This window comes from Paenibacillus ferrarius (assembly GCF_002027705.1).
GTDB lineage: Bacteria > Bacillota > Bacilli > Paenibacillales > NBRC-103111 > Paenibacillus_E > Paenibacillus_E ferrarius.
Genome location: NZ_MBTG01000023.1, coordinates 285907 through 311580, shown reverse-complemented (window position 1 = coordinate 311580; position 25674 = coordinate 285907). Strand labels below are relative to the sequence as shown.

The window sequence follows — 25674 nt, the reverse complement described above, 5'->3', positions numbered from 1 at the left end:
GGCATCAAAGAGGGTGTCCCATAAGTCATAGAAATGACTGTGGACACCCTCTTTTTGTCTGCTGCGTTAAAATAACGTGATGCCGTACTCCTCGATTTTACGATATAAAGTCGTTCTTCCGATCCGGAGCTGCCCGGCCGCCTTACTGAGGTTCCATTCGGAGGCTTTCAGCGCCTTCTTAATCACGGTGATTTCCGCATCTTTCAAAGTGGATGGCTGATCTTCGCCGGACTTTGGTTGCACGGCTTCTTCGGGTTCTTCTAGCGATAGATGCTCAGCGTCAATCGCCTGTTCTCCAGCTAGGAAGACCGCTTGCATAAGAACGCCGTTAAGCTCTCTTATATTGCCCGGCCAGCTGTAAGCTAACAGCTTATGCTGTGCTTTTTCCGTCAGGAATGGACATGGGAAAGGCTGCTTCTGGAGGAAATGAACGGCTAAGGCGAGAATATCGCTTCTCTCCCGTAATGCCGGCAGCGTAAGGTGTATGCCCTTCAGCCGGTAATACAGATCGGCGCGGAATCGGCCAGCCTTCACCTCTGCGGTCAAGTCCTTATTCGTTGCCGCAACGACTCTCGCATCAATCGTCTTGCTCTTCGAGCTTCCAACTGGTGTAATCGTACTTTCCTGGAGCACTCTTAATAAAGCAGCTTGAGCTCGAAGAGGCATGTCTCCTATTTCATCCAAGAAAATAGTGCCCTTGTGCGCGGCTTCGAATTTGCCGGCATTGCCATCCTTGTTCGCTCCCGTGAATGCGCCGCGAGCGTATCCGAACAATTCGCTCTCGATCAGGCTGTCCGGAATGGCACTGCAATTCAGTGCTATGAACGGCTCTGCCGAACGTGGGCTCGCGGAATGAATGGATTGTGCGAACAGTTCCTTCCCCACGCCGCTTTCACCCAGCAATAAGACAGGGAAGTCGGTCATGGCCGCTTTCTTCGCAAGCTCAATCTTCTGGATGATCGTGGGACATGTCCCGACGATATCTCTAAATGTGTATAAACGCTGTCCGTTTGCAGTCTGCTTGGCAATGGAGACGGACTGCCATAGCTTCGGATGCTCATTATGAATTGTTTCTACCGAGAAGCCGTCCAGCTTCGTAAGCTCTTTGCCGATGGCGTCGCTGCCGACGATGCGGATGGCCGCATGGTTGGCACGAAGGATTCGGTTATCTTGGCTGAGAGAGAGCAGCGGCAAAGGATGATTTAATGCCGTATGCTCGAGTTCTCTTAGGGTAATGAGATGCTCTTTCTTTGATTCCTCCAGCAGAAGTTTGTTTTGCAGGGAAAATGCTGCCATGCACGCAAGCGTAGACGTATACGCGTGGTAATGCTCCTTTTTGCCGCTAATATTGATGACGCCGATCAACTCGCCGGTGGAATTGAAGATGGGGGCCGAGGCGCAGGTCAAGAAGCGATTAGAGCTGAAATAATGCTCTTCGGCATGTACGCGTACAGGCTTTTTGTCTGCGAGGGCGACGCCAATGGCATTCGTTCCCTTTCTTCTCTCAGCCCAATTGGCTCCTACCTGCAGTTGAACCGCTAACGCACGGCGAGAGAAATCAACATCGCCGACTGTGTGAATGATGGTCCCTGCCGAATCGATAAGCAGCGCCATCTGGCCGGATTGCTTGATGCCGACGTTCATTTGCTCGAATATTTGCTCTGTGTAATGTATGATTTGCTCGTTCTGTCTTAATAACGTGTGTATGTGGCTTCCTGTTAAGATGTCATCATCAACAGGGTCATTTGGCATTAAACCAAGTTCGTGACAGCGCTTCCAAGATAATGACGCTGCTTCAGATAGAAAGTTATTTTCTATGGGTAGCAAAAGATCACCTCCACTGTAAACGGTATCCTAACCCGATCATACCATAGTCGCTTATATTAGTGGAGAAGTGGAAATAGAATGTTCCGAAATGGAACACTTTTATTGTATCAGAATGGGACAATTTTAATAAAGCGCTTCCAATTCAGCCTGCTATAACGGCATTTAATAAGTTGGCACGATTCTTGCTTATTAATTTAATGTAATCCATTTTAAGGAGGCTGAGCTTTATGATTTATGCACAACCTGGACAAAACGGATCAAAGATTACATTCAAAAAACGCTACGAAAACTTTATCGGAGGACAGTGGGTCGCACCTGTTAAGGGTGAATACTTCGAGAATCCGTCTCCTGTTAATAACCGCATTTTCTGCGAGGTTCCACGATCTACATCCGAGGATATCGAGCTTGCCCTAGACGCGGCGCATGCTGCGAAGGACGCATGGGGCCGTACGTCTGTTGCGGAGCGTGCTGTCATTCTGAACAAAATTGCCGATCGCATGGAAGCTAATTTGGAAATGCTGGCGGTGGCCGAAACCTGGGATAACGGCAAGCCCGTTCGGGAAACGCTCGCAGCCGACCTGCCGCTGGCGATCGATCACTTCCGCTATTTTGCAGGAAGCATTCGCGCCCAGGAAGGCTCGCTCAGCCAATTGGATGATCATATGGTAGCATATCATTTCCATGAGCCGCTGGGCGTCGTCGGTCAGATTATACCATGGAACTTCCCGCTGCTGATGGCGACATGGAAGCTTGCTCCGGCTCTTGCGGCCGGGAATGCAATCGTCCTGAAGCCCGCTGAGCAGACGCCGGCATCCATTCTGGTGCTGATAGAGCTTATTCAAGATTTGCTGCCCCCGGGGGTACTCAATATCGTCAACGGCTTCGGACTTGAAGCCGGCAAACCGCTTGCCTCGAGTACCCGGGTTTCGAAGATTGCCTTTACCGGCGAAACAACGACAGGCCGTCTAATTATGCAGTATGCTTCGCAGAACCTAATACCGGTCACTTTGGAGCTGGGTGGAAAGTCACCGAATATTTTCTTCGAGGATGTGGTTGCGCGCGATGACGCCTTCTTCAATAAAGCGCTCGAAGGCTTTGCAATGTTCGCCCTGAATCAAGGAGAAGTCTGTACCAGCCCGTCTCGCGCGTTGATTCAGGAATCGATCTATGATCAATTTATGGAAAGAGCCTTAAAGCGCGTCTCGGCGATCAAACAGGGCAACCCTCTCGATACGGAAACGATGATTGGGGCTCAGGCTTCCACCGAGCAGGTTGAGAAAATTATGAGCTATATCGATATTGGCGGGCAGGAAGGCGCGGAATGCCTAATCGGCGGTAAACGGGCAGCGGTTGAAGGTGATCTATCCGAAGGTTACTATATTCAGCCAACCGTTCTGAAGGGTCACAACAAAATGAGAATCTTCCAGGAGGAGATATTCGGACCGGTCCTCTCCGTCACGACGTTCAAGGATCAGGAGGAGGCGTTGGCGATCGCTAATGACACGCTCTATGGGCTTGGATCCGGCGTATGGACGCGCGATATGAACACGGCCTACCGGATGGGTCGAGGCATTCAAGCGGGTCGCGTATGGACCAACTGCTACCATGCTTATCCTGCTCATGCTGCCTTCGGCGGCTATAAGACCTCAGGTATTGGCCGCGAGAATCACAAGATGATGCTCTCGCATTACCAGCAAACGAAAAATCTGCTCGTCAGCTACAGTCCTGATGCCCTTGGCTTCTTCTAAGGGGAGAGCCATACGATGACGACGGAAGTGAGCAAGGTTATTGCTACCGATACCGCGCTAGCGCTAATCGAAAAGGTAAAGACGAAGCATGGCCCCGTCATGTTCCATCAATCTGGGGGCTGCTGCGATGGCAGCTCTCCGATGTGTTACGCGCAAGGGGAGTTTCTGATCGGCGACAGCGACGTATGGCTAGGGGACATAGGCGATGCACCCTTCTACATGAGCAAGGCCCAATACGAATATTGGCGGAATACGCAGCTCATCATCGATGTCGTACCCGGCAGAGGCGGGATGTTCTCGCTTGAAGGGCCGGAAGGCCAGCGTTTTCTGACTCGCTCGAGGATGTTCACGGATGAGGAGCGGCGTGTGCTGGGTCTATAAGCTTTGTATTTGCAAGATCAAGTTTCCCTGCTTCCTTCCATGGCGAAGGGAGCAGGGTTTATTTTCTTATAGCTTCTGTCAGAAACTAGTGAATATAATAGTGTTAAGCGTTTGCAATCAAAAACCAAGGAGGAGAATGCCTATGGAAATCTTATTATCCGCTGAGCAGGAACAAAAGCTGCTGCTTACGCCCCAGATGCGGCAGTCTATGGAAATCCTGCATATGTCCTCCTTGGATTTGAATGAATTTATTAAGCAGCAAGCGATGGATAATCCTTTTATCGAACTTCAACCCGCTAAGGATATCCCCGCAATGCGTCGTGCAAGCAGCTCTGAACAAGACTGGTGGCTTAATGTTGATCTTTCAAGCGAGGCAACTTTAGAATCGGTATTGCTCGAGCAGCTCACCTATATGAAGCTTGACCGTGCTGTCCTAGCCCTGTGCAAATGGATCATCGGCAATCTGGACGATAAGGGATATCTCCTCCATTCCATAGAAGAAATCTCTGCGTTTATGGGTGCTTCTTTAAGTCAGGTGCGTGAGGCCGTCGGTGTCGTACAAAGCTTAGAGCCGTATGGTGTGGGGGCCTCGACATTAGCGGAGTGCCTCATTCTTCAATTGCGGCAGGAGCTGGAGGGAGATCCCTTAGTTTGCAGCCTAGTCCAACATGATTTGCTTAGCATTGCAGAAGGAAGGTTCCGACAGCTAGCAGAGAAGTACGAAACAGACCTTGCGGAAATTAAAGCAGCCATACAGAAAATAAGCTCGCTGAATCCCAAGCCAGGGGCTTTATATAGTAGGGGGAAGACGTCTTATATCATGCCTGATCTTCAGCTTAAGCAGGTTGAAGGGAAGTACGAAGTGTTCATTGAGAGTGGTTATCTGCCAGCCATTACATTGAGTGGTTCCTACTTTGGTATGATGGAGCAGATAGCCTCCAGGGATGTCCACCGTTATTTGAAGAGAAACTGGCTAGCGGCGAAAGGGCTGATCGATAGTATTGAGCGAAGAAAGGTGACGCTGCTGAAGGTGGCTGGCGCTATTTTTCAGCTGCAGGCGGGGTTTTGCGAGAAAGGCTCCTCTTCTATTCGGCCGATGTCCATGAAGCAGGTTGCCGAAACGCTTGGCGTGCATGAATCAACAATTAGCCGCACGGTTAACCATAAGTATATTCGAACGCCGTGGGGGCTTTTTGAGCTGAAGCATTTCTTCTCGTCCTCTATTAAACAGGCTGACGGAACAACGGTTTCGGCGATCTACATCAAGGAGCGAATTCGGGAATGCATCTCATCAGAGAAGCCGGCTTCGCCGTTATCCGATCAACAAATCGCATCCCTTCTGACAAGCGACGGGTTACTGATCTCGCGTAGAACGGTGACCAAGTATAGAGAGCAAATGAATTTGCAGCCCTCTAGGAGGAGAAGAAATCATTAGTCGCGAGTTTGATGAGCGTCAATAGGGTGCCTTAATTAGGCGTCGGGCTGCCACTACTCAAAATGTATACACAATATCGAAGAAGATGTGACGTAGGTGTTTAACCCTGCATCACATCTTCTTTAGGTTGAAGTTCTAAACCCGATCGATACACAACAGGGCTATGTTCTAAAGCGTCCTGAGTCTCATTTTATTCGGACTATCTAATGTTATAATCTGGTACTTTAGTAGTTATTATGATAGTATAAATTTGTTGCTTTTTGTTAAATTTTGCTGATTATTGGGGTGGTTAGCTTGGCACTAATTGATAGAATTAAGTATGATGGAGCTGCGGACGGGAATTGGTTGGTTTACAAATATCCTAGTGAAGATTTAACCATGGGAGCGCAGCTTGTCGTCGGTGAAGGCCAGCTTGCTATATTCGTCAAAGAGGGAAGAGCGCTGGATTTATTTGGGCCTGGTACCCATACCTTGTCAACGGGAAACATCCCGCTGCTAAACCAACTGGTCAATTTGCCATTTGGTAATGCAACTCCTTTTACCGCGGAAATTTATTATATTAACACAACGTTGAATATGAATTTAAAGTGGGGAACGGAGTCGCCGATTCAGATCGTAGATCCGGTTTACCATGTAAGAATTAATGCAAGAGCTAATGGACAGTACACCATGAGAGTGAATGACTATAGTATATTTCTAACCCAAATTATAGGCACGCAAAAGGGTGGGACGACCATCACGGTGCAAAATTTGCTGCCGAATTTCAAAGGTATCGTCCTTAATAGCGTAGATACGATTCTAGCGCAATACATCATTGATAAAAAAGTATCGGTTTTGGATATCCGTGCCAAACAAAGAGAAATCGCACAGCTATGTATGGATGATATGAAGGATGGTTTCTTAACGTTCGGGATAGAATTAGTTAACTTTTTTGTCAACTCTATTAATTTCCCAGATGAAGATATGGAAGTTATTAATGGCATTCTCCAGCGTAAAGCCGAGTTTGATATTCTTGGTGATGCTAGATATGCCACGCAAAAACAATTTGAGATTATGGGTAATTTCTCTAAAAATGAGGGTACCTCGGGAATGGCTAATGCGGGTATCGGAATGGGCTTAGGTTTTGGCATGATGGGCCAGCTCGGAGGCGCAATTTCGAATATATCGAATAATACGATAAGACAGCCTGTGCCACCATCACCAGCAGAGACAAGTGTTCCTTGCAAACATTGCAATTCGGCTAACTCACCCGATGCCAAATTTTGCGCGGATTGCGGACAAAAAATGCAATCGACCAAGCCATGCTATAAATGTAACGCGGAGAACAAGGAAAATGCTAAATTTTGTTCAGAATGTGGAACTGCAATCGGGATCATTTCCTGCCCAAGTTGTAATCACGAACTGACGGCCGGCTCGAGGTTTTGCCCTGAATGCGGCACATCTTTAGTATAAGGAGTGGTTGGAATTGAGTAAGGATAGGTATTTTAAGATACTGGCAAGTGTTGTTGCAGCCTGCGTATTATTACTCGTGTTTTTCCTTATTGTTGTCGTAGGATTGGCGTTAAATTCGTTTGCTACCTACCTCATAATGCTCATTGTTATTTTCATAGGTGCAGCCGAAGTATTTGGTTTCTATCAAGCTTTTATAGCGAGAAGCACCTCATCCATACGGTTCCCTTATAAGCTAGCGCTTGTAACAACAACGCAGTTGTTTGCTGCTATTGAATTGACGTTAATAGGGATATATGCAAGATTCGCTTTGAGTGATGCTCTGGATCATTTTGTGCGCAAGTTACCCGCAGCTATAGAAACGACCCAATTAAAAATAAGCGGCTCGTATAGTGTATTAGCGTTGTTGGGTGTCGCCTTGTATGTTATAACTTACGCATCGATACTTTACGCAGCCGATCATTCAACAAACGAATTGGAAAATGAAGAGTTGCAAAAGGCTAATACCCGAGATGTTGCGGCAACGTTATCCCATATCATTTTATCTTATAACCAATTGGCTGGAGAGTATCAGAGCCTTGATTTCAGCAAAACTAAGGTTTTGTATGATAAATTAACTATAAAATCAAGGGCGCTGGGTGTATTTGGACGAAGCGATAAGCCAGAGGTAGAATGGGATGTTATTCTTTCCTGCAACGAGTTGAGAGACCGCCTCAAAGCGTTACAAAGTCAAAAGCACATGGAACAAGAGCACGTTAATGAAATCTACCAAAAAACTTCTCGCATCTTAGACGAAATTTTAACAATGGATAGAGTTAGAATTCAGTAGGAGGTACCCTATGGCGAAGATTATTGTAAATACTTGTCCCAATTGTGGGGCAAACCTGCCGATAGACATTAATCAGGTTTGTGAATTTTGTGGCACCGCCTATATCCCCAAGAATTTGGCTGCTTTGGCGAAGATGGATAGTCAAACAAAGCACAATTACATCACCTCCTATAAGGAGAAATTAGAGGATAACAAAGGCAATATTCCTATTGCGATCTCCCTGGCCATGTGTCATATCGATGCGCAGAATTATGAGTTTTCATTCGATATTCTTAAAAAGCTGGCCGAAAATGACTGTACAGATCCCAATGTCTTCTATTACATGGCTCTTGCTATGTTGGAAGGAAAAAAACCGCGTGTACTCCATATCGATAAAGTCCGTAAGGTAGAATCTTATTTAAACAGTGCTCAAGTCTTATCCAGTGGAACAGGTTTGTATTACATTATGCAAGCCGTAATTAAGCGAGACTATTATGAGTACTACCTTTTCAATATGCATCAGGGTGGCAGCAGCAAGCTGCTTCTTGAGAAAGCGAACAATTTTCAACTTGACGTGGAAGAGATACATCAGATTTTAAAAATTGTGAAGTTAGATGAAAGCGATAGAAGTTACTTTGATTCTGTGTTAGCCATTTAGACGAAAGGAGATTCTATGAGTACATTAAAACATTTAGCCGATGTTTCATTCGACGATCTGTCTATAACGGACAAGCTTTCCTATCTTAAGAATAGTTTGACAACGAATGTTCCTGTCTTCAACCAGAAGGAACCTGCGGTTAAGAGGAACCGCTTCTTTGATAATTTAGCGAAGAAGCCGGTGAGATGTTGGATGAGTCTGGCTTTTGCGATGAGTGTCGTCATCTGGGGATTCAAGATCACTAGCAGTATTTCCGATGTGGTTTCTATCATTCTTTGGAGCGTCGTCTTTCTGATGCTGGTTGCCTATTTTGTATGGAAGAAAAAAGTGGATGCTTTTTTTACCCGTTTAAATGGGAAGCTGACGAAGAAATTCATACAAGAGCATGAACAGAAGCTGACTGCCTATCAGTCCGATCTTGCGATGCACGAAGCGGAATTGGGTGAATACAACGCGTTAGAACTTTCGTATGAGCAGGCTTCCAACACAGTGGAGCAGGCCATGCACTACCATGGCGTGAAATTTTGCAGGACACAGCTAGGGGTTGACGAGTCGGAGCTTGTTGCGCTGCATTTCATTTCATCACCCAATGCAAAGAACACCTCGAAGAAATTTGGTGATCATGAGGTATATGCTTCTTTTCAGGTTCAGTATATTTACATGACAGATAATGAACTGTATGAAATGAATGGGAACTTGGATCTGCTGAGTGATGAAATCAGCAACTACTCAACATCAAGAATTCTTTATTCGAAGATTAAAAGTTCGGAAGAAAGACATAACAACTATAATTGTCTAAACTTTTATACGATTACAACGAGCAATAATGATGGAAGTGAAAGTGATGTCATGCATGTTCCATCTAGCAATCTTAGACCACAAGTCAACTATTTTATTCAATCGATTACTTGGAACACAATAAATAAGAGCAGCATGCAGCATAATCAACTTATAGAGGCACGCCGTAAGACCAGTCAATATATAAATACTCCTTTATCTTATGATCAGTTTGAAGATGCCGTGAAAATGATTAAAAATCTAAGCAGTATCAACTACGAGTTTAAAAAAGAAATGACGGAAACCGAAAAAGACGTAGAAAATTTCAAAAAAGTGAAGCTGATTATAGAAAGAGCTGTAAATCGAAAGATTCGAGAAAGCAGCATGTGATGAGTGTATCCGCAAGTGCATAGAATATATAACAAAAACGCCCTTCTTGCTTTTGAGGAAAGGCGTTTTTGTATAATGCGGATTCTTGACAGCAATAACTTTAGTCTATCACAGCCGAAATCATATGTTCCTTCATCAAAGTCCACCTATCCCGAGCATTCATCATGAATTCTGATGCAATTGCCACGACTAGGTCTTTGTCTGGAAAGCAACAAATGACATTGCCGCCATCGCCAAAGGCAGAGTATGCATGCATGCCGTCCTCTTCGCGTAACCACCATAGATAACCGTATTTATTGGGAGTCATAGCTGTAGATTGATCGATCCACGTGCTGGAAATAATCGGATGATTGTCCCAAATGCCACGGTTTAAATATAGAAAACCAAAACGGGCCATATCACGGGGGGTTAGCGTAAGTCCCCATCCCCCTGTGGAGTTGTTGTTGGGGTCTTTAACCCATCCTTTCACATGGTTTCCGAATAAATCTTCAAACCCAAATGACTTCATTTCATAATCCGGGATTTCTTTCATGCCGAGGGGTTTAAATAAGTGTTCGTTGGCGAACTCACGGGCACTTGTTCCTGTGCTGCGAGTGAGAATGGCTGAAAGCAGGTGCGCCCCCGCAGTGGAGTATTTAAACGTTCCGATAATCCCTTTTTGACCCAGCATATCCAGCGTATATTTGACCCAGTCAGGCTGCATACACATCTTGTCCAGCGGTTCGTGCCAGTCCGCAAATGAATAGGGAGCTGTCATCGTGAGAAGATGGCGTATGGTGATTTCTCGTTTCTGCTTTTCAACGGCACCCGGAACATATTCGGGGAAAAAATCCAGCACCTTCTGGTCTACACATTCAATATATCTTGCATCTATGGCTATACCAATGAGGGCGGATAGTATACTTTTCGTTACAGATGTTACATGGTGCGTATCATCCGGGCCATACCTATTATAATATTTTTCGTAAGCCACATAGCCATTTCGCACAACAACGATACCGTTGATATTGCTGTACTCGGATTGAATTATAGGATCAAGCTTCGAAAGCATGTCAGGGTCCATTCTCAAGGTTGCCGGGTCTGCGGCTTGCCACTCTCTAGTTGGCCAGTAGTTTCTTTGCATGAAGGATACCTCCTAAAAGCCGGTTTTGTTTTTTTTTAGCGAGCGCTAAGTAAAATGTCGGGTCTTGCTGTTATTTTTTCTTTACAGGAAAATACACCTCGGTCACAATATCCTCAGGAACGGTGGCTTGATTGGGATCAGTTAGATATACTTCATAGGGTGATTTCACCAATGCATATCCTTCATTCTCTACCCATTCCCTCAGCTTCGCATATACCGATGTCAATTCGGGATAGGCCCCCTTTATAACAGACATCGCGCAGAGCTCTCCAGACATATCTCTCGTTCCTTTTACAGCTTCTTCTATCGGGATGGCGAACTCTGTATCATTGCCGTTAGGATTGTACTCAGGGCTGTGATAAATGGTCATTGGCGTACCAAGCAAGGTGAGCTTGTCAGTAGCAATCTTTGCATATAGCCTGCCAAAATACTTGCCATATCCTTCCACATAGTCCTCGCTGCTCATCATCTGGCGCGTATAAAGGATAGTCATGGGCTGGGTTTCAACAAGTTGTACTTCAATGCTGTCAAGGTATGACATCATGGAGATGCCCTTTTCTAAATTTAAAATATCAGCACTCATTTGTTGCAGGGTATATTCAAAAGCGTTACGTCGATCTTGTATCTCCTTTCTCTTGCGATTAAGGGCGGAATAAAGCTTCTCTTCGGATGGATTATCTTCCAATTCGAGAATCGTTTTGATTTCATCGAGAGGAAAATGATAAGATTTCAAACGGTTGATAAGAAGCATTCTTTTTAGTTGCTTGATGGAATAATACCTATAACCGTTCTCAGGGTTAATCTCATCTGGATGGATTAATCCGATTTCATCATAATATCGCAGTGTTTTTGTAGATACCTCGCATATCTTCGAGAATTCTCCAATCGATAGCAAAAGGCCGCCTCCATTATCATATTTGTCTAAATCCCTTAAGCATCAATACGTTGTTCAACTTTACTGTACACCTTGCCCTAAGGGTAAAGTCTACTGCCAAAAACAATTGCCGAAAGCCTGCTTCTTTGCTAATCCGCAACCTTTTTAATATGATACAATCATAAGTCACAAGTCATTTTTCAAAAATATTAAATTAGGATGAGGACCCAATGAACATTTTATTGGTGGAAGATGATAAGACCATCGCGTCTGGACTCGAGTATTCGTTGCAGCAAGACCAGTTTTCCACGGTTCTGTGCCATGACGTTGCATCTGCGAAAAAGGTGATAGCCGAGCAGTTGGATCAGTTTGCCTTATGCCTGTTCGATTTATCACTGCCGGATGGAAGCGGGTATGAGTTGTGTAAAATGGTGAAAGGGCAAAGCGACATTCCTGTTATTTTCCTGACGGCCGTGGATGATGAAGTCAATGTCGTGATGGGGCTTGATATGGGAGCCGACGACTATATTACCAAGCCTTTTCGCATTCGCGAGCTGCTCTCACGAATTAAGACTGTTTTGCGAAGATATCAGAAGCAGCCGCAAGCCAAAGCAATCATTGAATTAGATCATATTCGCATTAATACATTAGAAGGCAAGGTATATAAACATGGGGATGAAATCCCAGTGACGGCATTGGAGTACCGCTTGCTGCTGATTTTCGTTAACCACATCGGGCAGATTCTTTCCAGAAATCAGCTTTTAGAACAAATTTGGGATGTTGCCGGGGATTTCGTCAATGACAATACGTTAACGGTTTACATCAAAAGGTTGAGGGAAAAGCTAGAAGATGATCCCAAAGATCCAACGTTCATTAAAACCGTACGCGGTTTAGGCTATAAGGTGGGTGAGTAGCATGCTGCGTAATCACGAGATCCGCCTCGTACTCTTGTCGATGTCTACGATAAGTCTGATTATGCTGATAGCCGCGGCTTTTGTATCCCTAGCTGCCGTGGTCCTCGTTCTAATCACTTCCATTTCTCTCATTGGATGCAGCCTCCTATTTACGAGAGTGAGATATCACGAGATTGAGAAACTGTCTGGCTATTTAAGGCGAATTAGCGGAGGCGACTATTCCCTGGATGTCCGCGATAATCGTGAAGGCGAAATCAGTATTTTGAAAAATACGATATATAAAGTAACCGTCATGCTGTCGGAGCAAAGCGCCCTTTTGCATAAAGACAAAGTTCATCTCACAGATGCCATTTCGGACATCTCTCATCAGCTCAAAGCGCCGCTAACCTCCATGATGGTCATGGCGGACCTGTTAGACGACCCCCAATTGCCAGGAACTAAGAGAGCGGAGTTCACGCGCAACATTCGCATCCAACTCGAACGGCTGGATTGGCTTGTTTCTTCCCTTTTAAAGCTTTCGAAGATCGATGCAGGCACCGTACAATTCAAGAAAGATCAAGTCAGGGTGGCCAAGCTTATTGAGAAAGCGTTGCAACCCGTTCTAATTCCGATAGACATCAAGGAGCAAACGATTTCAATAACAGGTGAAGACAACGTCTCTTTTCTAGGTGATCTCAATTGGACAACGGAAGCTATCATCAATGTTCTGAAAAACGGTGTGGAACATACGCAAGTGGGCGGAACCATCGCGATTTCCTTTTCAGAAAACCCGCTATTTACAGAGATTAGTATCCAAGATAATGGTAAAGGCATCTCCAAGGAAGAGATACCTTCGATTTTTAAACGTTTTTATAAAGGCAAGGGGGCTGGCGAGGGCAGCAGCGGTATTGGTCTCTCATTGGCTCACAGCATTATTACCAAGCAAAATGGCGATATAGACGTTCAGAGTGAGGTCGATAAGGGATCACAATTTCGGATTCGATTCTATAAGCGAATCGTCTAACAGCGTCAAGTGACTAGACTGTCACTTTCAAGTCACTGTAAAGTCACTTCAGGCAGATATACTACATCCATCGACAAACTTATGGAGGTTTCAACATGGAAATTCTAAGAATTGAACATCTGTCTAAAGTGTATGGCAAAGGTGACACGGCGGTAAAAGCGCTTGACGATATATCCTTTTCAGTGGAAAAGGGGGAGTTCGTCGCCATCATCGGCCCGTCGGGTTCGGGGAAATCAACGCTTTTGCATATGCTGGGCGGTGTAGATCGACCAACAAGCGGCAAAGTGTTTGTGGATAGGACGGACATGTACAGCTTGAATGAGACGCAGCTGGCCATTTTTAGACGGAGACAAATCGGTTTGATTTATCAGTTCTACAATCTTCTGCCGATTCTCACGGTTGAAGAAAATATACAGCTGCCGCTCTTGCTCGATGAGCATAAGGTGGATCCAAAGCAATTTGAGCATATTGTGAGGATGCTAAGTTTGCAAGACCGGTTGAATCATTTGCCCAACCAACTTTCCGGCGGCCAACAGCAGCGGGTTTCGATTGGAAGAGCACTGATGAATCAACCCGCTATCCTATTGGCAGACGAACCCACAGGTAATTTGGACAGTAAAAATGGCGGCGAAATCATTGATTTATTGAAGATGTTCAACAAAGGCTTTCATCAGACGCTGATTATGATTACGCATGATGAACGCATTGCGTTGCAAGCTGACCGAATTATCGCCATTGAAGATGGCAAGATTGCCAAAGATGAGGTCATTCGACCATGAACATCATCCATAAGCTAACGCTCAGACATTTGATGAAAAACAAGAAACAAACGCTCGTGACCGTGATCGGGGTCATTATTTCCGTAGCTATGGTGACGGCTGTGATAACGCTTGGCTCCTCGTATTTGGTATTGATGCAAAAGCAAACGATTGAATACACGGGAGAATGGCACGTCATTTACAAAGACGTCAACAAAGATCAGCTCGAAGCGATCAAGCAGGATGCGGCAACCAAACAATTCATTACATCCAAAGAACGTGGCTTTGCTCTGCTGCCAGGAAGTCAGAATGCCAACAAGCCTTATTTGTACATCAAAGCGTTTAATGCCCAAGGCTTTACAAACTTTCCTATTGCATTGAGCCAAGGGCGCTTGCCGCAACAAGCGAATGAAATCGTTCTTTCGGAAGCTGTTGCTACGAATGCCAAAGTCGCCTACCAGATTGGCGATCGGTTAACCCTCGATGTCGGTCAGCGCTCTAATTCTGCTGATCCTAGCGATACAGAGCTTTATCAAAATGATCCATTAAGAAACAATAACGGCGCTAGCACGGAAACTTTAATTCATACAACAACTGAAACGTATACGGTTGTAGGTTATATTAAACGTCCTGCGTGGGAGCAGACATGGGCGCCAGGTTATACGGCCTTTACGTATGTAGACGACAATATGTTGGGTACAAACAAAACGATTGATGCGAGCGTAGTTGTGAAGAAAGTCGATAGCACAGTATTTGACCATGCCAACGACTTGTCCAATAAAAATAACATCAGCTCGTTTAAAACGAATGATTCTTTATTGCGTTATTATGGTGTAATGGGCGGTGGCTTAAGCAAAACCTATAGCTCACTATTCCTCATTGTTGTACTGGTTATTGTCATTGGCTCCATCTCTTTAATCTACAATGCTTTTGCGATTTCTGTTTCGGAACGATCCCGTTATCTAGGGATGCTATCAAGTGTAGGGGCAACGAGGAGACAGAAGAGGAATTCGGTATTTTTCGAGGGAGCGGTGATTGGCGTCATTAGCATTCCCTTAGGCCTCATTTGCGGGATGATTGGAATCGGCATTACCTTCCGCTTCATTAACTCGATACTCGAAGATGCGCTAGACGTCACCCAAAAGTTAACGTTGGTTGTTACACCGTTGTCGCTGCTCACGACCTGTGTGGTCTCGATTGTGACTATTTTTGTCTCAACCTATCTGCCAGCCCAAAAAGCATCTAAAATTTCTGCCATCGACGCGATTCGGCAAACCATGGATATTAAGCTTACGGGTAAAACGGTAAAAACATCGAAGCTGATCCAACTTGTATTCGGCATTGAAGCCGAGTTTGGCTTGAAAAATTTAAAGAGAAACAAGCGCAGATATTATGCCACTGTCTTTTCACTTGTTATTAGTATTGTGCTGTTTCTATCCGTGTCTTTTTTCACTTCCAACCTACAGAGATCCCTTGATCTTTCACAAAAGGGCTACAATTATGATGTCGGGGTTCACAAGGGGGGCGAAGAGTCAACGATTGACGAGCGATTGTTGACCTCTATTGTTTCGTTGGAGGGCATTACGGAGTACAACCTGATCAAACAATCGTTTGGTATTTTCACCTGGGTTAAAGAGGGTGCCATTCCTAAAAGTGTGCAAACCTATTTGCCTCATAATAATGGTCTGTATAAATACTATATAGGCGTAAATGCCTTAAGTGAAGAGAAGCTGAAAGACTACGCCAAAAAAGTTGGTATCGATTATACGAAGCTAACGAATCTCGATCGTCCAGCCGCCATATTGATTGATGTCATGACCTATAAAGATGAAAAGGGCAAGTTTATCGAAACGAAAGGGATCAATGGCCGAGCAGGGGAAATGCTGGATCTTGTCTCCACAGATCTCAATGAGAAGGAAACGATCAACAAGCTGGAGGTAGCCGCGGTAACAGATCAATTCCCAATGGGGATTATTCAAAGCACCTTTCAAGTTAATTTAGTTGTTTCCGAACCGGTCTTGGATCAGTTAATGAAAAGGAGCAAGGATGCCAAAGCGTATTCAGGACTCTATTTGAATAGTAAAGATCCTTTGAAAACACAGCAGGATATCGAAGAAATGAAGAATAATCTGTCTGTAATGAACTTATTTCAAGATAGACGGCGCTCTGAGCAAAAGATTCTATTATTATCCGTATTTGTTTATGGTTTTGTCGCATTGATTACGGCGGTTTCGATGGCGAATATTCTCAATACGATTACGACGAGTATTGCCCTTCGCAAACGAGAGTTCGCGATGCTCAGATCGGTAGGGATGACGCCCAAAAGCTTTAACAAAATGATGAACTATGAAAGCATTTTTTATGGAATCAAGGCCCTAGCCTACGGGCTTCCAATCAGCGGAGTGATCATGGTGTTGATCTACCAATCCTTCATGCATAGTTTCTCGTACGGCTTCATAGTGTCTTGGACTAGCATTCTGTATGTGATTGCTGCTGTATTTGTTATCGTAAGCTTATCCATGTTATACGCGAGCGCCAAAGTAAAGAAAGCAAATATTATTGATGCTTTGAAACAGGAGAATCTATAGGTTCTCTTCAGCATGATATTGCCATACGGCCCTAAGTCAAATTTGGGTCGTATTTGCTTTTTTTAAATATAGCTTTCGACATAATATAATGTTTTCTTTATAAAACAAGAACATAATACCCTAAATTTCGACATAAAATTGGAAACAACATAGGTATAATAGAGTAGTCTTCTATAGATTTTGATAAGAAATAGAGAGGTGCTAACTATTTTGAAAAATGCATTGGTAATCATTCTTAGTTTTGTTATTTTGCTCGGTACAACTGCTTGTGGTAATAATGCTCCTGCTAATGTTAAAAAAGGCTTCGAATATTATGTTTTGATGGATGACGTAGCAACCAAGATACTTAAGGGCGCTAAGGTAAAAGAAGTCTATATGCCAACTGAAAAAGAAAAGGAAATGATCAAATTTATTAGTTCATATGAAGGAAATGTTGATGCATCCTTGGAAGAGCAAGTAATGGCTGATAGTCTGAAATTGATGCGATTGAGTTTGATGGACATATACTTTATGAATACAATAGCAGAATTAGATCCATCAAAAGGTAAGGATTTTTCTGAGGAATTAAAAGTTATTTTTAAAACTTCACAAGAACTTTCAGAGTATTTTTCAAAGCAAGGTTTAAAACATGAAGTAAAGTGAATATCCTTAAATCGTGAATTATCGAACAAGGATATCGACATACGTCTACTCGTCATGGATAAAATCTCTGCAAAAAAGCAGATCTGCCGGATACGCGGACAGATCTGCTTTTGTTTATGAATTGCCTCTAGGAAGGCTTATTCTGTATAAGCGGCTTTGGTGTCGATGCCGATTGAACCAGCTTTCGCATCCCATGTAACGCCGATATTCATCAATTGAGCCACATCTCTCAGCTTAAAGTAGTTGTTGCCATCGATGTTGTAGGCAATAAATTTGATATCTTTGCCGTCGAGTGTAACGTTGGCTTTTGTTTCCGTTACGGTTTTGCTGGTTTGCTGTCCAGAAACAGCCAATTCAGTACCTTCTGGCGTATAGGCTTTTTGGGAAAGGAGAGCGATTGCGTTCTTGGCAGCGTCCCAGCTCACTTCAAAGTTCTTTTCGGTACCATTGACAGCAAAAGCCAGGTCCCGCAATTTGAAATAGTTGTTGTCGTTAATGTTGTAGGCTTCAAAGGATACGCTTTTGCCATTGACCAAAACTTTGGCTGCTGTTGGAGCTACAAGCAAAGATTGGGCCGTTGTTTCAATAGGAGGGTTGGTAACCGGTTTTGTAGTTTCCGCAGTGCCAGCCACAACTTGAAGAAGAATAGCGGCATTATCTTCGCGGGCCTCATTCTTGAACACAGGGAAAACGCCATATCTAACAGCTTCGGTGAGCTCAGCTTTGTTATCCTTGATGTTCACATAGTCCAGGCTTTCATCGTCAACCCATTTAGCAATGGATGCCTCTTCCGTAATCTCGCCATGGAAGGTAATGGTTACGGGTGCAGTCACGACGTACAAAGTATCGCCATAACCTACGTCTTTTGTTTTTTTCGTTTCAACAACGTTTGAAATCGTTACATAATTACCATTTTTCAAATCGAAACGTTTTTCATTTGCTGCGAAAGCTGTAAAGGATGCGAATACGGCAACGAGCAGAACTAGTGCTAAGATAACGGATGTTCGTTGTATGCTTTTTCTCATGTATTACTCTCTCCTTTGTCCGCTTGGGATCATTGTTTTGGCATGATTGTAAGTTACATCTTACAATACCTTTCAAAATATGACAATATTTTTAGGTTTATAGGTACCCTTAAATAAAAAACAGAGCAAGGCCAAATGAATGCCATGCTCTGTTTTCGAAATTTGAATCGATTACCTATTGTTTGCCAAGAAAGCTCTGAATGAAGAATTCCAACTGATACTCCATGCTAAGCGGATCGTTGAAGTAGAAAGCCTTTGCGTTGGCTTCATAGACACGTTGATTTTTGACTGCTGGAATGTTTTTGTACGTTTCAGTATTCTGGAACGAATTGTCTTCATCTGCATTTTTGCTGAAAATGACGTAGTCGCCAAAGTAATCCTTCAGAACTTCTGACGATACGGCAAAGTAGCCTTCTTTCTGCGTCGCTGTTTGGACCTTCTCCGGTTTAGCAAGCCCGAAGCCTCCTTGATAGAGGATTTCGGTGCCGCGGCCGAAGTTGTCGCCATAAACATAGAGCTGCTTATTGAATGTTTCAATGACTGAAACGGTGGCATTTTCCCCGATCTTCGCCTTGATCTTTTCTCCAGCCGTTTTAACCCGCGTTTTAAAATCGTCAACCCAAGCTTTCGCTTCTTTCTCTTTATTCAGCAATTTGCCGATCTCCAGCTGCTGTGTTAAGTAATCCACTTTTCCATAAGTATATGTGACTGTAGGGGCGATCTTCTTGAATTTGTCAATGTTCTTAATGTCGGAGAGACCGATAATGAGATCCGGCTGCAGCTCGATAATCTTCTCAACACTTTCGTCTGTAATGGCCTGAACGTTTTTCAGCTTTTCTTCAAATTTCGGATTGGTCTTGGACATTTCATCCACGCCGACTACCGGCACGCCAAGCGCCATCACATTGCCTGTTAGAAATCTAGTAATGACAACGACACGATGGGGATTGCTCGGAACCTCAACGGGTCCTTCCTCAGACTGGTAAATCAAGGTGCTGGATTTCGAAGCTGGTGTGGTGGAGGCCGATGGAGACGCCGAATTTGAAGGCGCGGCCGAAGATGAGCTGCTTGTATTGTTAGTAGTGTTCGCAGAGTTGGCACCGCATGCGCTAAGTAGAAGGACAGAAGCTAAGGTTAACGGAATGAATAGTTTTTTCATAGATGACTCCCCTTTATGATCTAGTGCTAATAATTATTGATAAGCCTATATTGATAATGATTATCATAATCATACCATTGCTCATTATAAAGGGGGGGGTGAATAGCTGTCAACCTATAACACCACGAAAAAGACGGCTCCTAATGAATTTAGGAACCATCTCATATCAGTAATAGTCTACTTCATTCTCTTATCAGGGATGACGAACGAAACGGTTGTTCCTTCATTGGGCTTGCTGAAAATAAATAAGCCTTGTCCATACAATTGTATCAATCGCCGGTTCGTATTGGAGAGACCAATCCCACTCTTGCCCTTCATGGTTGGGCTCAATAGCTGAATGACCTTGTCCTGCTCCATACCCTTGCCATTATCCTTCACTTCAATCAGCGTGAAGTTGTCCTGACGGGTAATCCGAATATGAACGGTACCGCCTTTATTTTGACTAAGGAGGCCGTGTTTGACAGCATTTTCAATCAGCGGTTGGATGGAAAGCGGGGGGAGAAGCAAGTTGACGTTCGTTTCAACCTCCCATACGATAGACAATCTGTCCTCAAACCGCTCTTTTTCGATATACAAATAGGCTTTGGCAAGCTCCAGCTCATGGGATAGTTCAACGAGTTCTCCTGTATTCAGGAAATCAAAGCTAATTCGTAAATAAGCTGCAAAAGCAACGCCTAGATCTCGCATTTTCTCCGTGTTTATATCACTGAGTGCCATAATTGAATTCAGCGTATTAAACAGAAAATGCGGATGAATTTGTGCTTGAAGATAGGCGGCTTCCATACGTAAGCGTTCATTGATAGATTGCTTCAGCGTGGTCAACGCCCGAATTCGGTATTTCAGTTCAAGGGCGTCTACAGGCTTGGTCACATAATCGTTGGCTCCCGCTGCGAATCCGGTGTAGACGTCAGCAGGCTGGCTACGCGCGGTAAGCAGCAAAACCGGAAGCTCCGATACGGAGTAATGCTCCCTTACTCGCTGTGTCAATTCGTAGCCAGACATGTGTGGCATCATGACATCGGCAATTAGTAGGTCCCATTGCTGTGTACCGAGCAATTCCAACACTTCGCGAGCTGAATGAGCAGTCGTGATGGTATATGGTTCCGAAGAAAGGATGCCAACGAGCACATTCAGATTGACGGGGTCGTCATCAACGGCAAGAATATTCATCTGCTTGTCATTCAAAAGCGGTGGGATCAGCACGGAGGCTGCCAATTCGCCCATAGCGGTGCCCTGAGAAATCAATCCAGCAAGCGCATCAGCTGTTCCATCCAAGGTGTGGCTGCTAGGAAGAGGGTGCTGCGACAATGAAAGATTCGACACTGCAGCTAACGGCAGATCAAAGCTGAATACGGAGCCTTTATTCAGCTCGGAGCGAACGGTGAGCGCACCACCATGCAGTTCTACCAACTGCTTGCATATGCTTAAGCCAAGCCCGATGCCTTGTCCATCGCTTGCACCTTGCTCATAAGGGAGAAACACTCGAGCTTGTGTTTTCTTACTCATGCCAACCCCAGTATCCGAAATCTGGATGAGGGCACGTCCCTCCTGAACCTCAGCGGAAACGGTGATTGTTCCTGTTTCCGTGAATTTGAGGGCGTTATGCAAGAGGTTGTATAGAATTTGTACGAGTCTTTTCTCATCGGCCATGACCTGCGGCATCGATTCCATGATATCCGTATTCAGTTGGATGGGCTTGCCTTCTACCATAAATTTCAACATGCTGATTAAGCCAGGAACGATCGACTGAATCTGCAAGGGCTCCTGCTGCAGCACAATGCGGTGTTCCTGAAGCCGTGCGGCGTCAAGAAGATCCCCAAGCATATGCGACATACGGCGGCTTATTGTTATAAGCAGTTCCATATCTTTAAGGCTGCTCTCATTCAACTTCTCTTTCTCTTTGGTCACAACAGTCTGTGCGATATTCATAATGCCATGCAGCGGCGTTCTCAGTTCATGCGACGTATTGGCGAGAAATTGGTCCTTCAGCTTATCGGCTTTTTTTAATTGTTCGTTCAACTGGGTGTTTTCCCTGGAATGCCGGAAGTATTTCTTGAACCAATACGCGGAAAATCCGGTGATAGCGGCAATAATATCAATAGGATAATAAACGGTAGTTATGTCTGTAATCGACTCTGCGATACTCCAGATTAAGTTGGATATTATGCCAACGGCGGTTAGAAGTAAGAAGAAAATATCTTGATCGGTCTGTTTTTTGAAGATCATCGTTCCTACGATATAAATAAACCAAGCGAATGGAAATATATAAAAGACAATAAATATGTTTAGATCGACCATTCCATTCACCCATGAAGCGGGTGCGGCCAGCAGGATTCCCGACAGGCAGATAAGAGCCGCGGTGTATGCTTTCAGCCATTTATTCCCGGATGGGGCCAAAGAAAATCTTCTGAAAAGAAGAAGGATAAATAAATTTTGCCACAGGAGAAAAAAGAGTTTGATCTTCATCGCCCATGTATAGTTGATTGGCAGCCATAGCATGAGTATGTTATCATGACCCGCCATCACGGCAATTCCGACAGACAGGGTTAACAGACCGGTAATGAGTAAAACCCGTTCTTTAGGATTGAATACATAGAGAATGCAAGCATATAAACTGTGAAGCAGCAAAACAACAAACGTGACCATTTGAAAGCCGATGGAATACCAGCGTACATAGTCAATCGCGGCTTGAGAGCTGAAACGAATGGAGCGCGTAATCCCGCCTTTAAAAGGTTCGTCAAAGTTGGCTGCACGGATCAGCAATTCGATCTCGGTTGTTCCTTCCACCGAGTAGGAGGCTGTGTAGGAAGCATTATAAGGGATGTATTCCTCCGCATTCGTGGCAAGCTTACCGAGACCGCCTAAGAAAGTTCCGTTAATTTCGACTTCAGATGAAGCCTCTATACTTTGGAACCAGAAGCCAACGGGCTGCTTCGGGGGATCGATTAGAATACGCAGCCTATACGTTCCGTATCCATACGAGGAACCCGAGCTGTTCGTTAGGGCCTGTCTCCAGTCTCCCGGAACTTTAACGCGCTGGGGGGTGTCAACAACTGATTGTACGTCTTCATGAGATAGAAATTTCGCAGGGTAGAATTGCCAATCGCCATTCAACGCGATCGGAGGGGAATGGTCCAAGTCTATGCCGCGCATGTCGAGCACGCCATTGACAACAACTGGCTGGTCCGCTGTCGTAAACAGTTCCGACCATGCCATTCGCAGGCCAAGGAGAACACTTAGAAATACTAGAATTGTGGCTATATGGGTTAGGGTGGTTTTATTTTTTATTCGCATCATCATACACGAAAATTCGACATAAGTAGTGTTATTCCTTTATTCAGGGATTTGCAGAGCGTAACACTGTTTTCGCGAAAAAAAGGCAATGAGACAGGTGGAGAGAAGGTAGATGCGCAGGCGGAGGAGCGGGCAAAGGAGGGCGAATAGAAGGGAAAAGAGTAGGACAACAAGCACGCCAACAAGCAAGCAAAAGGAAAGTAAAGTAAGGCAAAGGAAGAAGAATAAAAGCAGTCCACTGTTGGCGTATGGCCGTTGCGGACTGCTTTTTTTGCCTTCTGCGCTTAGGAAGAGGATACGGATTGTTCGGGTTTACGTGTTGTTTCTTTCCCCAAGACGCCTCCGAAGAGGAACATTCCTAGCGAGAGCGCCAGGCAGACTGCTGAGAAAATGCCGATTGAGGCATATCCGTTGAACTGGACATAGAGCATGCCGGCAATCCACGCACCAAGCGTGTTCGCGCCGTTCATTGTCGAGTTGGCTAGGCTGGAGATCGTCCCTCGAATCGAGGCGTTCAGGGAGGTAAGTGCCCCCATAACAATCGGGAAGATCACGCCAAGCGTGGCGAAAATGACCAGATAGACCATTGTTACAACAGGGAGGCCTGGCAAATGGGGCATAACCGCATATAGCACCATGAGCATCGCCATGCCAAGCGCAACCGTGTTCACATTCCCTAGCTTTCGGGCTGCATGGGAGCTAATCATGCTTCCCAAGAGACTGCCGAATCCAAGGAACATCATTACGGTGCCGATCTGCCCGATTGGAAGCCCGAAGCGGTCATACATCCATTTGCCGGCGAAAGCAAAAGCGGTACCGCTCCCCAAGTGAAGGAGCAGGTAGGCGAGGAAGCCGCTTCTTGCCTTGCCGCTCCGAATAAGAGGGATGTAGCGGCGGAGGATGGACACCTGCTCACCACCCAAGCGTGCGGCAGGCTTGATATCGGGCAGCAAGTAGAAGGCAACAGGGGCTAGCAGCAGCGAAGTAATGCCAATTGTCCAAAACGGAACCGACCAGTGGGCGGTCGCAAGCCAGCTTCCGATCGGCACGCCAAGCGCTTGAGCAGCAGCAAGCCCTGCGAAGGCGATGCCCATTGTCTTCGATATTTTGGGTGCAGGCATGACGGCAGGAATGGATGCCCATACCTGCGGAGCCGTGAACGCGGCGCTAATGCCGGCAAGGAGGCGGAACAGGCACATCGTCCAGAAGCTGTCCGCGAAGCCGCACATGATCGTCGAGACGGAGAATCCGAGCAGGCCGCTCAGCAGAACGGTTCTTCGGTTCCAGCCGTCGGACAGAGGCCCTGCGATCAAGGCGAAAACGGCCGAGCCGAATGTGTAGGCGCCTAGCATCCATCCGGCAATTGCTGTCGACACGCCGAATTGCACCTGCAGCGTCGGCAGCAAGGGAGAGATGAGGAACGTATCCGTTCCAATCATGAACATGATGAGGAAGAACAGAACGGTATATTTACGCATGGTGGACCACTCCTTGGTTTAATGTTGCTTACGTTTTCTATCGTAAGCTATAATAGTGACAAAACTTGTCATAAACTTAAATATTCCGATAAAAGGGGCTGATCCGGATGCCCAAGTCCAAAAGATTGATGGAATTGATGATGACTGTGAACCGGAAGAGGCGGTTCAAGGTTCAGGAGCTTGCCGACGAATTCGGGGTCTCTACACGTACGATTTTAAGGGATTTGCAGGAGCTGAGTGAGCTGGGTGTGCCGCTATACTCTGAGGTGGGTCCGCACGGAGGCTATCAGGTCATCAGGGAGAGGGTTCTGCCTCCCATCGCATTCACGGAGGAAGAGGCCGTAGCGATGTTCTTTGCGGTGCACGCCCTGCGCCATTACTCCTCACTGCCGTTCGAGACGGAATCTGCTGCGGCGCTGAACAAGTTCTACCTTCATATGCCCGGTGATATCCGGGATCGGATCGACGGTATGAAGGACCGGGTCGACTTCATTACACCAACAAGGCGGGGCGATGCCCCTTGTTTGGCCATTCTTCTCGATGCGGCCGTACATCAGAAGGTGCTCGTCGTGGACTACGAGTCGAAGGAGGAGGGGGCGGGCAGCCGCCGAATTCAGCCTGTTTGCCTATACGCAAACAACGGTTTTTGGTATTGCACGGCCTACTGCTTCCTGCGTCAGGGCTTTCGTGTTTTCCGATGCGACCGGATTCGCGGGGCGGTAGATGATCCGTCCGGCACGGAGCCGCTCGATCTAGGCGACGTGCGCCTCAGCCGGCGCGAGGCTGCGGAGCCGAGAGAGCCCGTTCGGCTGCGCGCAGAGCTAAGCCGAGGCGGCATCCAGCGCTGCGAAGCTGAGCTGTGGCTTGCTCCTATGCTGCATGTGCGCGAAGACGGAAGCGGGTGGATTGATTGGGATGTGTCACGCAGTGACATCCCTTTCTATACGGAGTTTATGATTGGACTAGGAGACGAAGTCGTCCTGGAAGGACCGGCGGAATTGAAAGAAGCGATTCGGAAGAGGCTTCATGAGCTGCTGGCATTGTATTCATAAAGCCGCATATCTACAAGTTATTGGTGCTCCGCGTGGGTTGGGATAATGGGCTGGCTTGTCTTTACCAAGACTTACTCTTATTGCTTGCTGAGTCAGAGAATCTATAGAAGCCTGCGAAAATGCAGGCTTTTTCAACGAAATCGTGCAAAAAGTAGAAAAGCCTGCGATTATGCAGGCTTTCGAAGCATTTCCGCCCTGAAATCAGGATTTGGCTGGGAAAGCCTGCACAATCGCAGGAATTCAATGCTAGAGGTCATTTTATCATGAAAAAAGATGCACAATTGCAGGTTT

Annotated in this window: 20 protein-coding genes; 13 read left to right on the top strand and 7 right to left on the bottom strand. The window is 45.6% G+C overall.

Annotated features, from left to right (window positions below; all coding sequences use genetic code 11):
- Nucleotides 1–66: 66 nt before the first annotated feature.
- Nucleotides 67–1827, bottom strand: a complete 1761-nt coding sequence (locus BC351_RS23995) for a sigma-54-dependent Fis family transcriptional regulator (protein WP_244209158.1) — start codon at nt 1825–1827, stop codon at nt 67–69.
- Between the two features lie 227 nt (nt 1828–2054).
- Between BC351_RS23995 and adh the strand changes: the two genes are divergently transcribed.
- From adh to BC351_RS23960, 7 genes are all read left to right on the top strand, one after another.
- A complete protein-coding gene (gene adh, locus BC351_RS23990; RefSeq protein ID WP_079415719.1) occupies nt 2055–3575 on the top strand; it encodes an aldehyde dehydrogenase in 1521 nt (506 codons plus the stop codon).
- 15 nt (nt 3576–3590) lie between these two features.
- On the top strand, nt 3591–3956 hold the full coding sequence (locus BC351_RS23985) for a DUF779 domain-containing protein (protein WP_079415717.1): 366 nt from the start codon (nt 3591–3593) through the stop codon (nt 3954–3956).
- A 142-nt stretch (nt 3957–4098) separates the two neighbouring features.
- Nucleotides 4099–5391: an RNA polymerase factor sigma-54 gene (gene rpoN, locus BC351_RS23980; RefSeq protein WP_158082209.1), complete on the top strand. Its 1293-nt coding sequence runs from the start codon at nt 4099–4101 to the stop codon at nt 5389–5391.
- A 294-nt stretch (nt 5392–5685) separates the two neighbouring features.
- Nucleotides 5686–6843, top strand: a complete 1158-nt coding sequence (locus BC351_RS23975) for an SPFH domain-containing protein (RefSeq protein WP_079415713.1) — start codon at nt 5686–5688, stop codon at nt 6841–6843.
- 13 nt (nt 6844–6856) lie between these two features.
- Nucleotides 6857–7669, top strand: a complete 813-nt coding sequence (locus BC351_RS23970) for a hypothetical protein (RefSeq protein ID WP_079415711.1) — start codon at nt 6857–6859, stop codon at nt 7667–7669.
- Nucleotides 7670–7679: 10 nt separating this feature from the next.
- The gene (locus BC351_RS23965) at nt 7680–8306 is read left to right on the top strand and encodes a hypothetical protein (RefSeq protein WP_079415709.1); all 627 of its coding nucleotides are present in this window, start codon (nt 7680–7682) and stop codon (nt 8304–8306) included.
- Nucleotides 8307–8321: 15 nt separating this feature from the next.
- A complete protein-coding gene (locus BC351_RS23960) occupies nt 8322–9473 on the top strand; it encodes a hypothetical protein (protein ID WP_079415707.1) in 1152 nt (383 codons plus the stop codon).
- A gap of 100 nt (nt 9474–9573) precedes the next feature.
- Here BC351_RS23960 and BC351_RS23955 read toward each other — a convergent pair whose 3' ends face one another.
- The gene (locus tag BC351_RS23955; RefSeq protein WP_079415705.1) at nt 9574–10596 is read right to left on the bottom strand and encodes a serine hydrolase domain-containing protein; all 1023 of its coding nucleotides are present in this window, start codon (nt 10594–10596) and stop codon (nt 9574–9576) included.
- Between the two features lie 70 nt (nt 10597–10666).
- Nucleotides 10667–11491 carry a MerR family transcriptional regulator gene (locus tag BC351_RS23950; protein WP_079415703.1) on the bottom strand — a complete coding sequence of 275 codons (825 nt, stop codon included), beginning with the start codon at nt 11489–11491 and terminating at the stop codon, nt 10667–10669.
- A gap of 209 nt (nt 11492–11700) precedes the next feature.
- On the opposite strand from BC351_RS23950, the gene BC351_RS23945 reads away from it, so the two are divergent.
- From BC351_RS23945 to BC351_RS23925, 5 genes are all read left to right on the top strand, one after another.
- Nucleotides 11701–12384, top strand: a complete 684-nt coding sequence (locus BC351_RS23945) for a response regulator transcription factor (RefSeq protein WP_079415699.1) — start codon at nt 11701–11703, stop codon at nt 12382–12384.
- 1 nt (nt 12385) lies between these two features.
- A complete protein-coding gene (locus tag BC351_RS23940) occupies nt 12386–13387 on the top strand; it encodes a sensor histidine kinase (protein WP_079415695.1) in 1002 nt (333 codons plus the stop codon).
- Nucleotides 13388–13482: 95 nt separating this feature from the next.
- Nucleotides 13483–14166: an ABC transporter ATP-binding protein gene (locus tag BC351_RS23935; RefSeq protein ID WP_079415692.1), complete on the top strand. Its 684-nt coding sequence runs from the start codon at nt 13483–13485 to the stop codon at nt 14164–14166.
- Nucleotides 14163–16733, top strand: coding sequence for an ABC transporter permease (locus BC351_RS23930; protein ID WP_079415688.1), 2571 nt, complete (start codon nt 14163–14165; stop codon nt 16731–16733). The genes BC351_RS23935 and BC351_RS23930 overlap by 4 nt, the downstream gene beginning before the upstream one ends.
- Nucleotides 16734–16943: 210 nt before the next feature.
- Nucleotides 16944–17375: a hypothetical protein gene (locus tag BC351_RS23925; protein ID WP_079415686.1), complete on the top strand. Its 432-nt coding sequence runs from the start codon at nt 16944–16946 to the stop codon at nt 17373–17375.
- Between the two features lie 137 nt (nt 17376–17512).
- Here BC351_RS23925 and BC351_RS23920 read toward each other — a convergent pair whose 3' ends face one another.
- The 4 genes from BC351_RS23920 to BC351_RS23905 form a co-directional block, all read right to left on the bottom strand.
- Nucleotides 17513–18400, bottom strand: a complete 888-nt coding sequence (locus BC351_RS23920) for a hypothetical protein (protein WP_079415682.1) — start codon at nt 18398–18400, stop codon at nt 17513–17515.
- Between the two features lie 175 nt (nt 18401–18575).
- Nucleotides 18576–19559 carry an iron-hydroxamate ABC transporter substrate-binding protein gene (locus BC351_RS23915; protein ID WP_079415679.1) on the bottom strand — a complete coding sequence of 328 codons (984 nt, stop codon included), beginning with the start codon at nt 19557–19559 and terminating at the stop codon, nt 18576–18578.
- A 177-nt stretch (nt 19560–19736) separates the two neighbouring features.
- Nucleotides 19737–22856: a hybrid sensor histidine kinase/response regulator gene (locus BC351_RS23910; RefSeq protein ID WP_244209164.1), complete on the bottom strand. Its 3120-nt coding sequence runs from the start codon at nt 22854–22856 to the stop codon at nt 19737–19739.
- A 281-nt stretch (nt 22857–23137) separates the two neighbouring features.
- Complete coding sequence (locus BC351_RS23905) at nt 23138–24331, bottom strand: MFS transporter (RefSeq protein WP_079415675.1); 1194 nt, start codon at nt 24329–24331, stop codon at nt 23138–23140.
- Between the two features lie 107 nt (nt 24332–24438).
- Here BC351_RS23905 and BC351_RS23900 point away from each other — a divergent pair, with 107 nt between their 5' ends.
- Nucleotides 24439–25383, top strand: coding sequence for a helix-turn-helix transcriptional regulator (locus BC351_RS23900; RefSeq protein WP_079415673.1), 945 nt, complete (start codon nt 24439–24441; stop codon nt 25381–25383).
- Nucleotides 25384–25674 lie beyond the last annotated feature (291 nt).

Coding starts and splice junctions, on each gene's coding strand:
- adh (WP_079415719.1), top strand. CDS start 2,055: ATGATTTATGCACAACCTGGACAAAACGGATCAAAGATTACATTCAAA.
- BC351_RS23985 (WP_079415717.1), top strand. CDS start 3,591: ATGACGACGGAAGTGAGCAAGGTTATTGCTACCGATACCGCGCTAGCG.
- rpoN (WP_158082209.1), top strand. CDS start 4,099: ATGGAAATCTTATTATCCGCTGAGCAGGAACAAAAGCTGCTGCTTACG.
- BC351_RS23965 (WP_079415709.1), top strand. CDS start 7,680: ATGGCGAAGATTATTGTAAATACTTGTCCCAATTGTGGGGCAAACCTG.
- BC351_RS23960 (WP_079415707.1), top strand. CDS start 8,322: ATGAGTACATTAAAACATTTAGCCGATGTTTCATTCGACGATCTGTCT.
- BC351_RS23955 (WP_079415705.1), bottom strand. CDS start 10,596: ATGCAAAGAAACTACTGGCCAACTAGAGAGTGGCAAGCCGCAGACCCG.
- BC351_RS23945 (WP_079415699.1), top strand. CDS start 11,701: ATGAACATTTTATTGGTGGAAGATGATAAGACCATCGCGTCTGGACTC.
- BC351_RS23940 (WP_079415695.1), top strand. CDS start 12,386: ATGCTGCGTAATCACGAGATCCGCCTCGTACTCTTGTCGATGTCTACG.
- BC351_RS23935 (WP_079415692.1), top strand. CDS start 13,483: ATGGAAATTCTAAGAATTGAACATCTGTCTAAAGTGTATGGCAAAGGT.
- BC351_RS23930 (WP_079415688.1), top strand. CDS start 14,163: ATGAACATCATCCATAAGCTAACGCTCAGACATTTGATGAAAAACAAG.
- BC351_RS23920 (WP_079415682.1), bottom strand. CDS start 18,400: ATGAGAAAAAGCATACAACGAACATCCGTTATCTTAGCACTAGTTCTG.
- BC351_RS23915 (WP_079415679.1), bottom strand. CDS start 19,559: ATGAAAAAACTATTCATTCCGTTAACCTTAGCTTCTGTCCTTCTACTT.
- BC351_RS23910 (WP_244209164.1), bottom strand. CDS start 22,856: ATGATGCGAATAAAAAATAAAACCACCCTAACCCATATAGCCACAATT.
- BC351_RS23905 (WP_079415675.1), bottom strand. CDS start 24,331: ATGCGTAAATATACCGTTCTGTTCTTCCTCATCATGTTCATGATTGGA.
- BC351_RS23900 (WP_079415673.1), top strand. CDS start 24,439: ATGCCCAAGTCCAAAAGATTGATGGAATTGATGATGACTGTGAACCGG.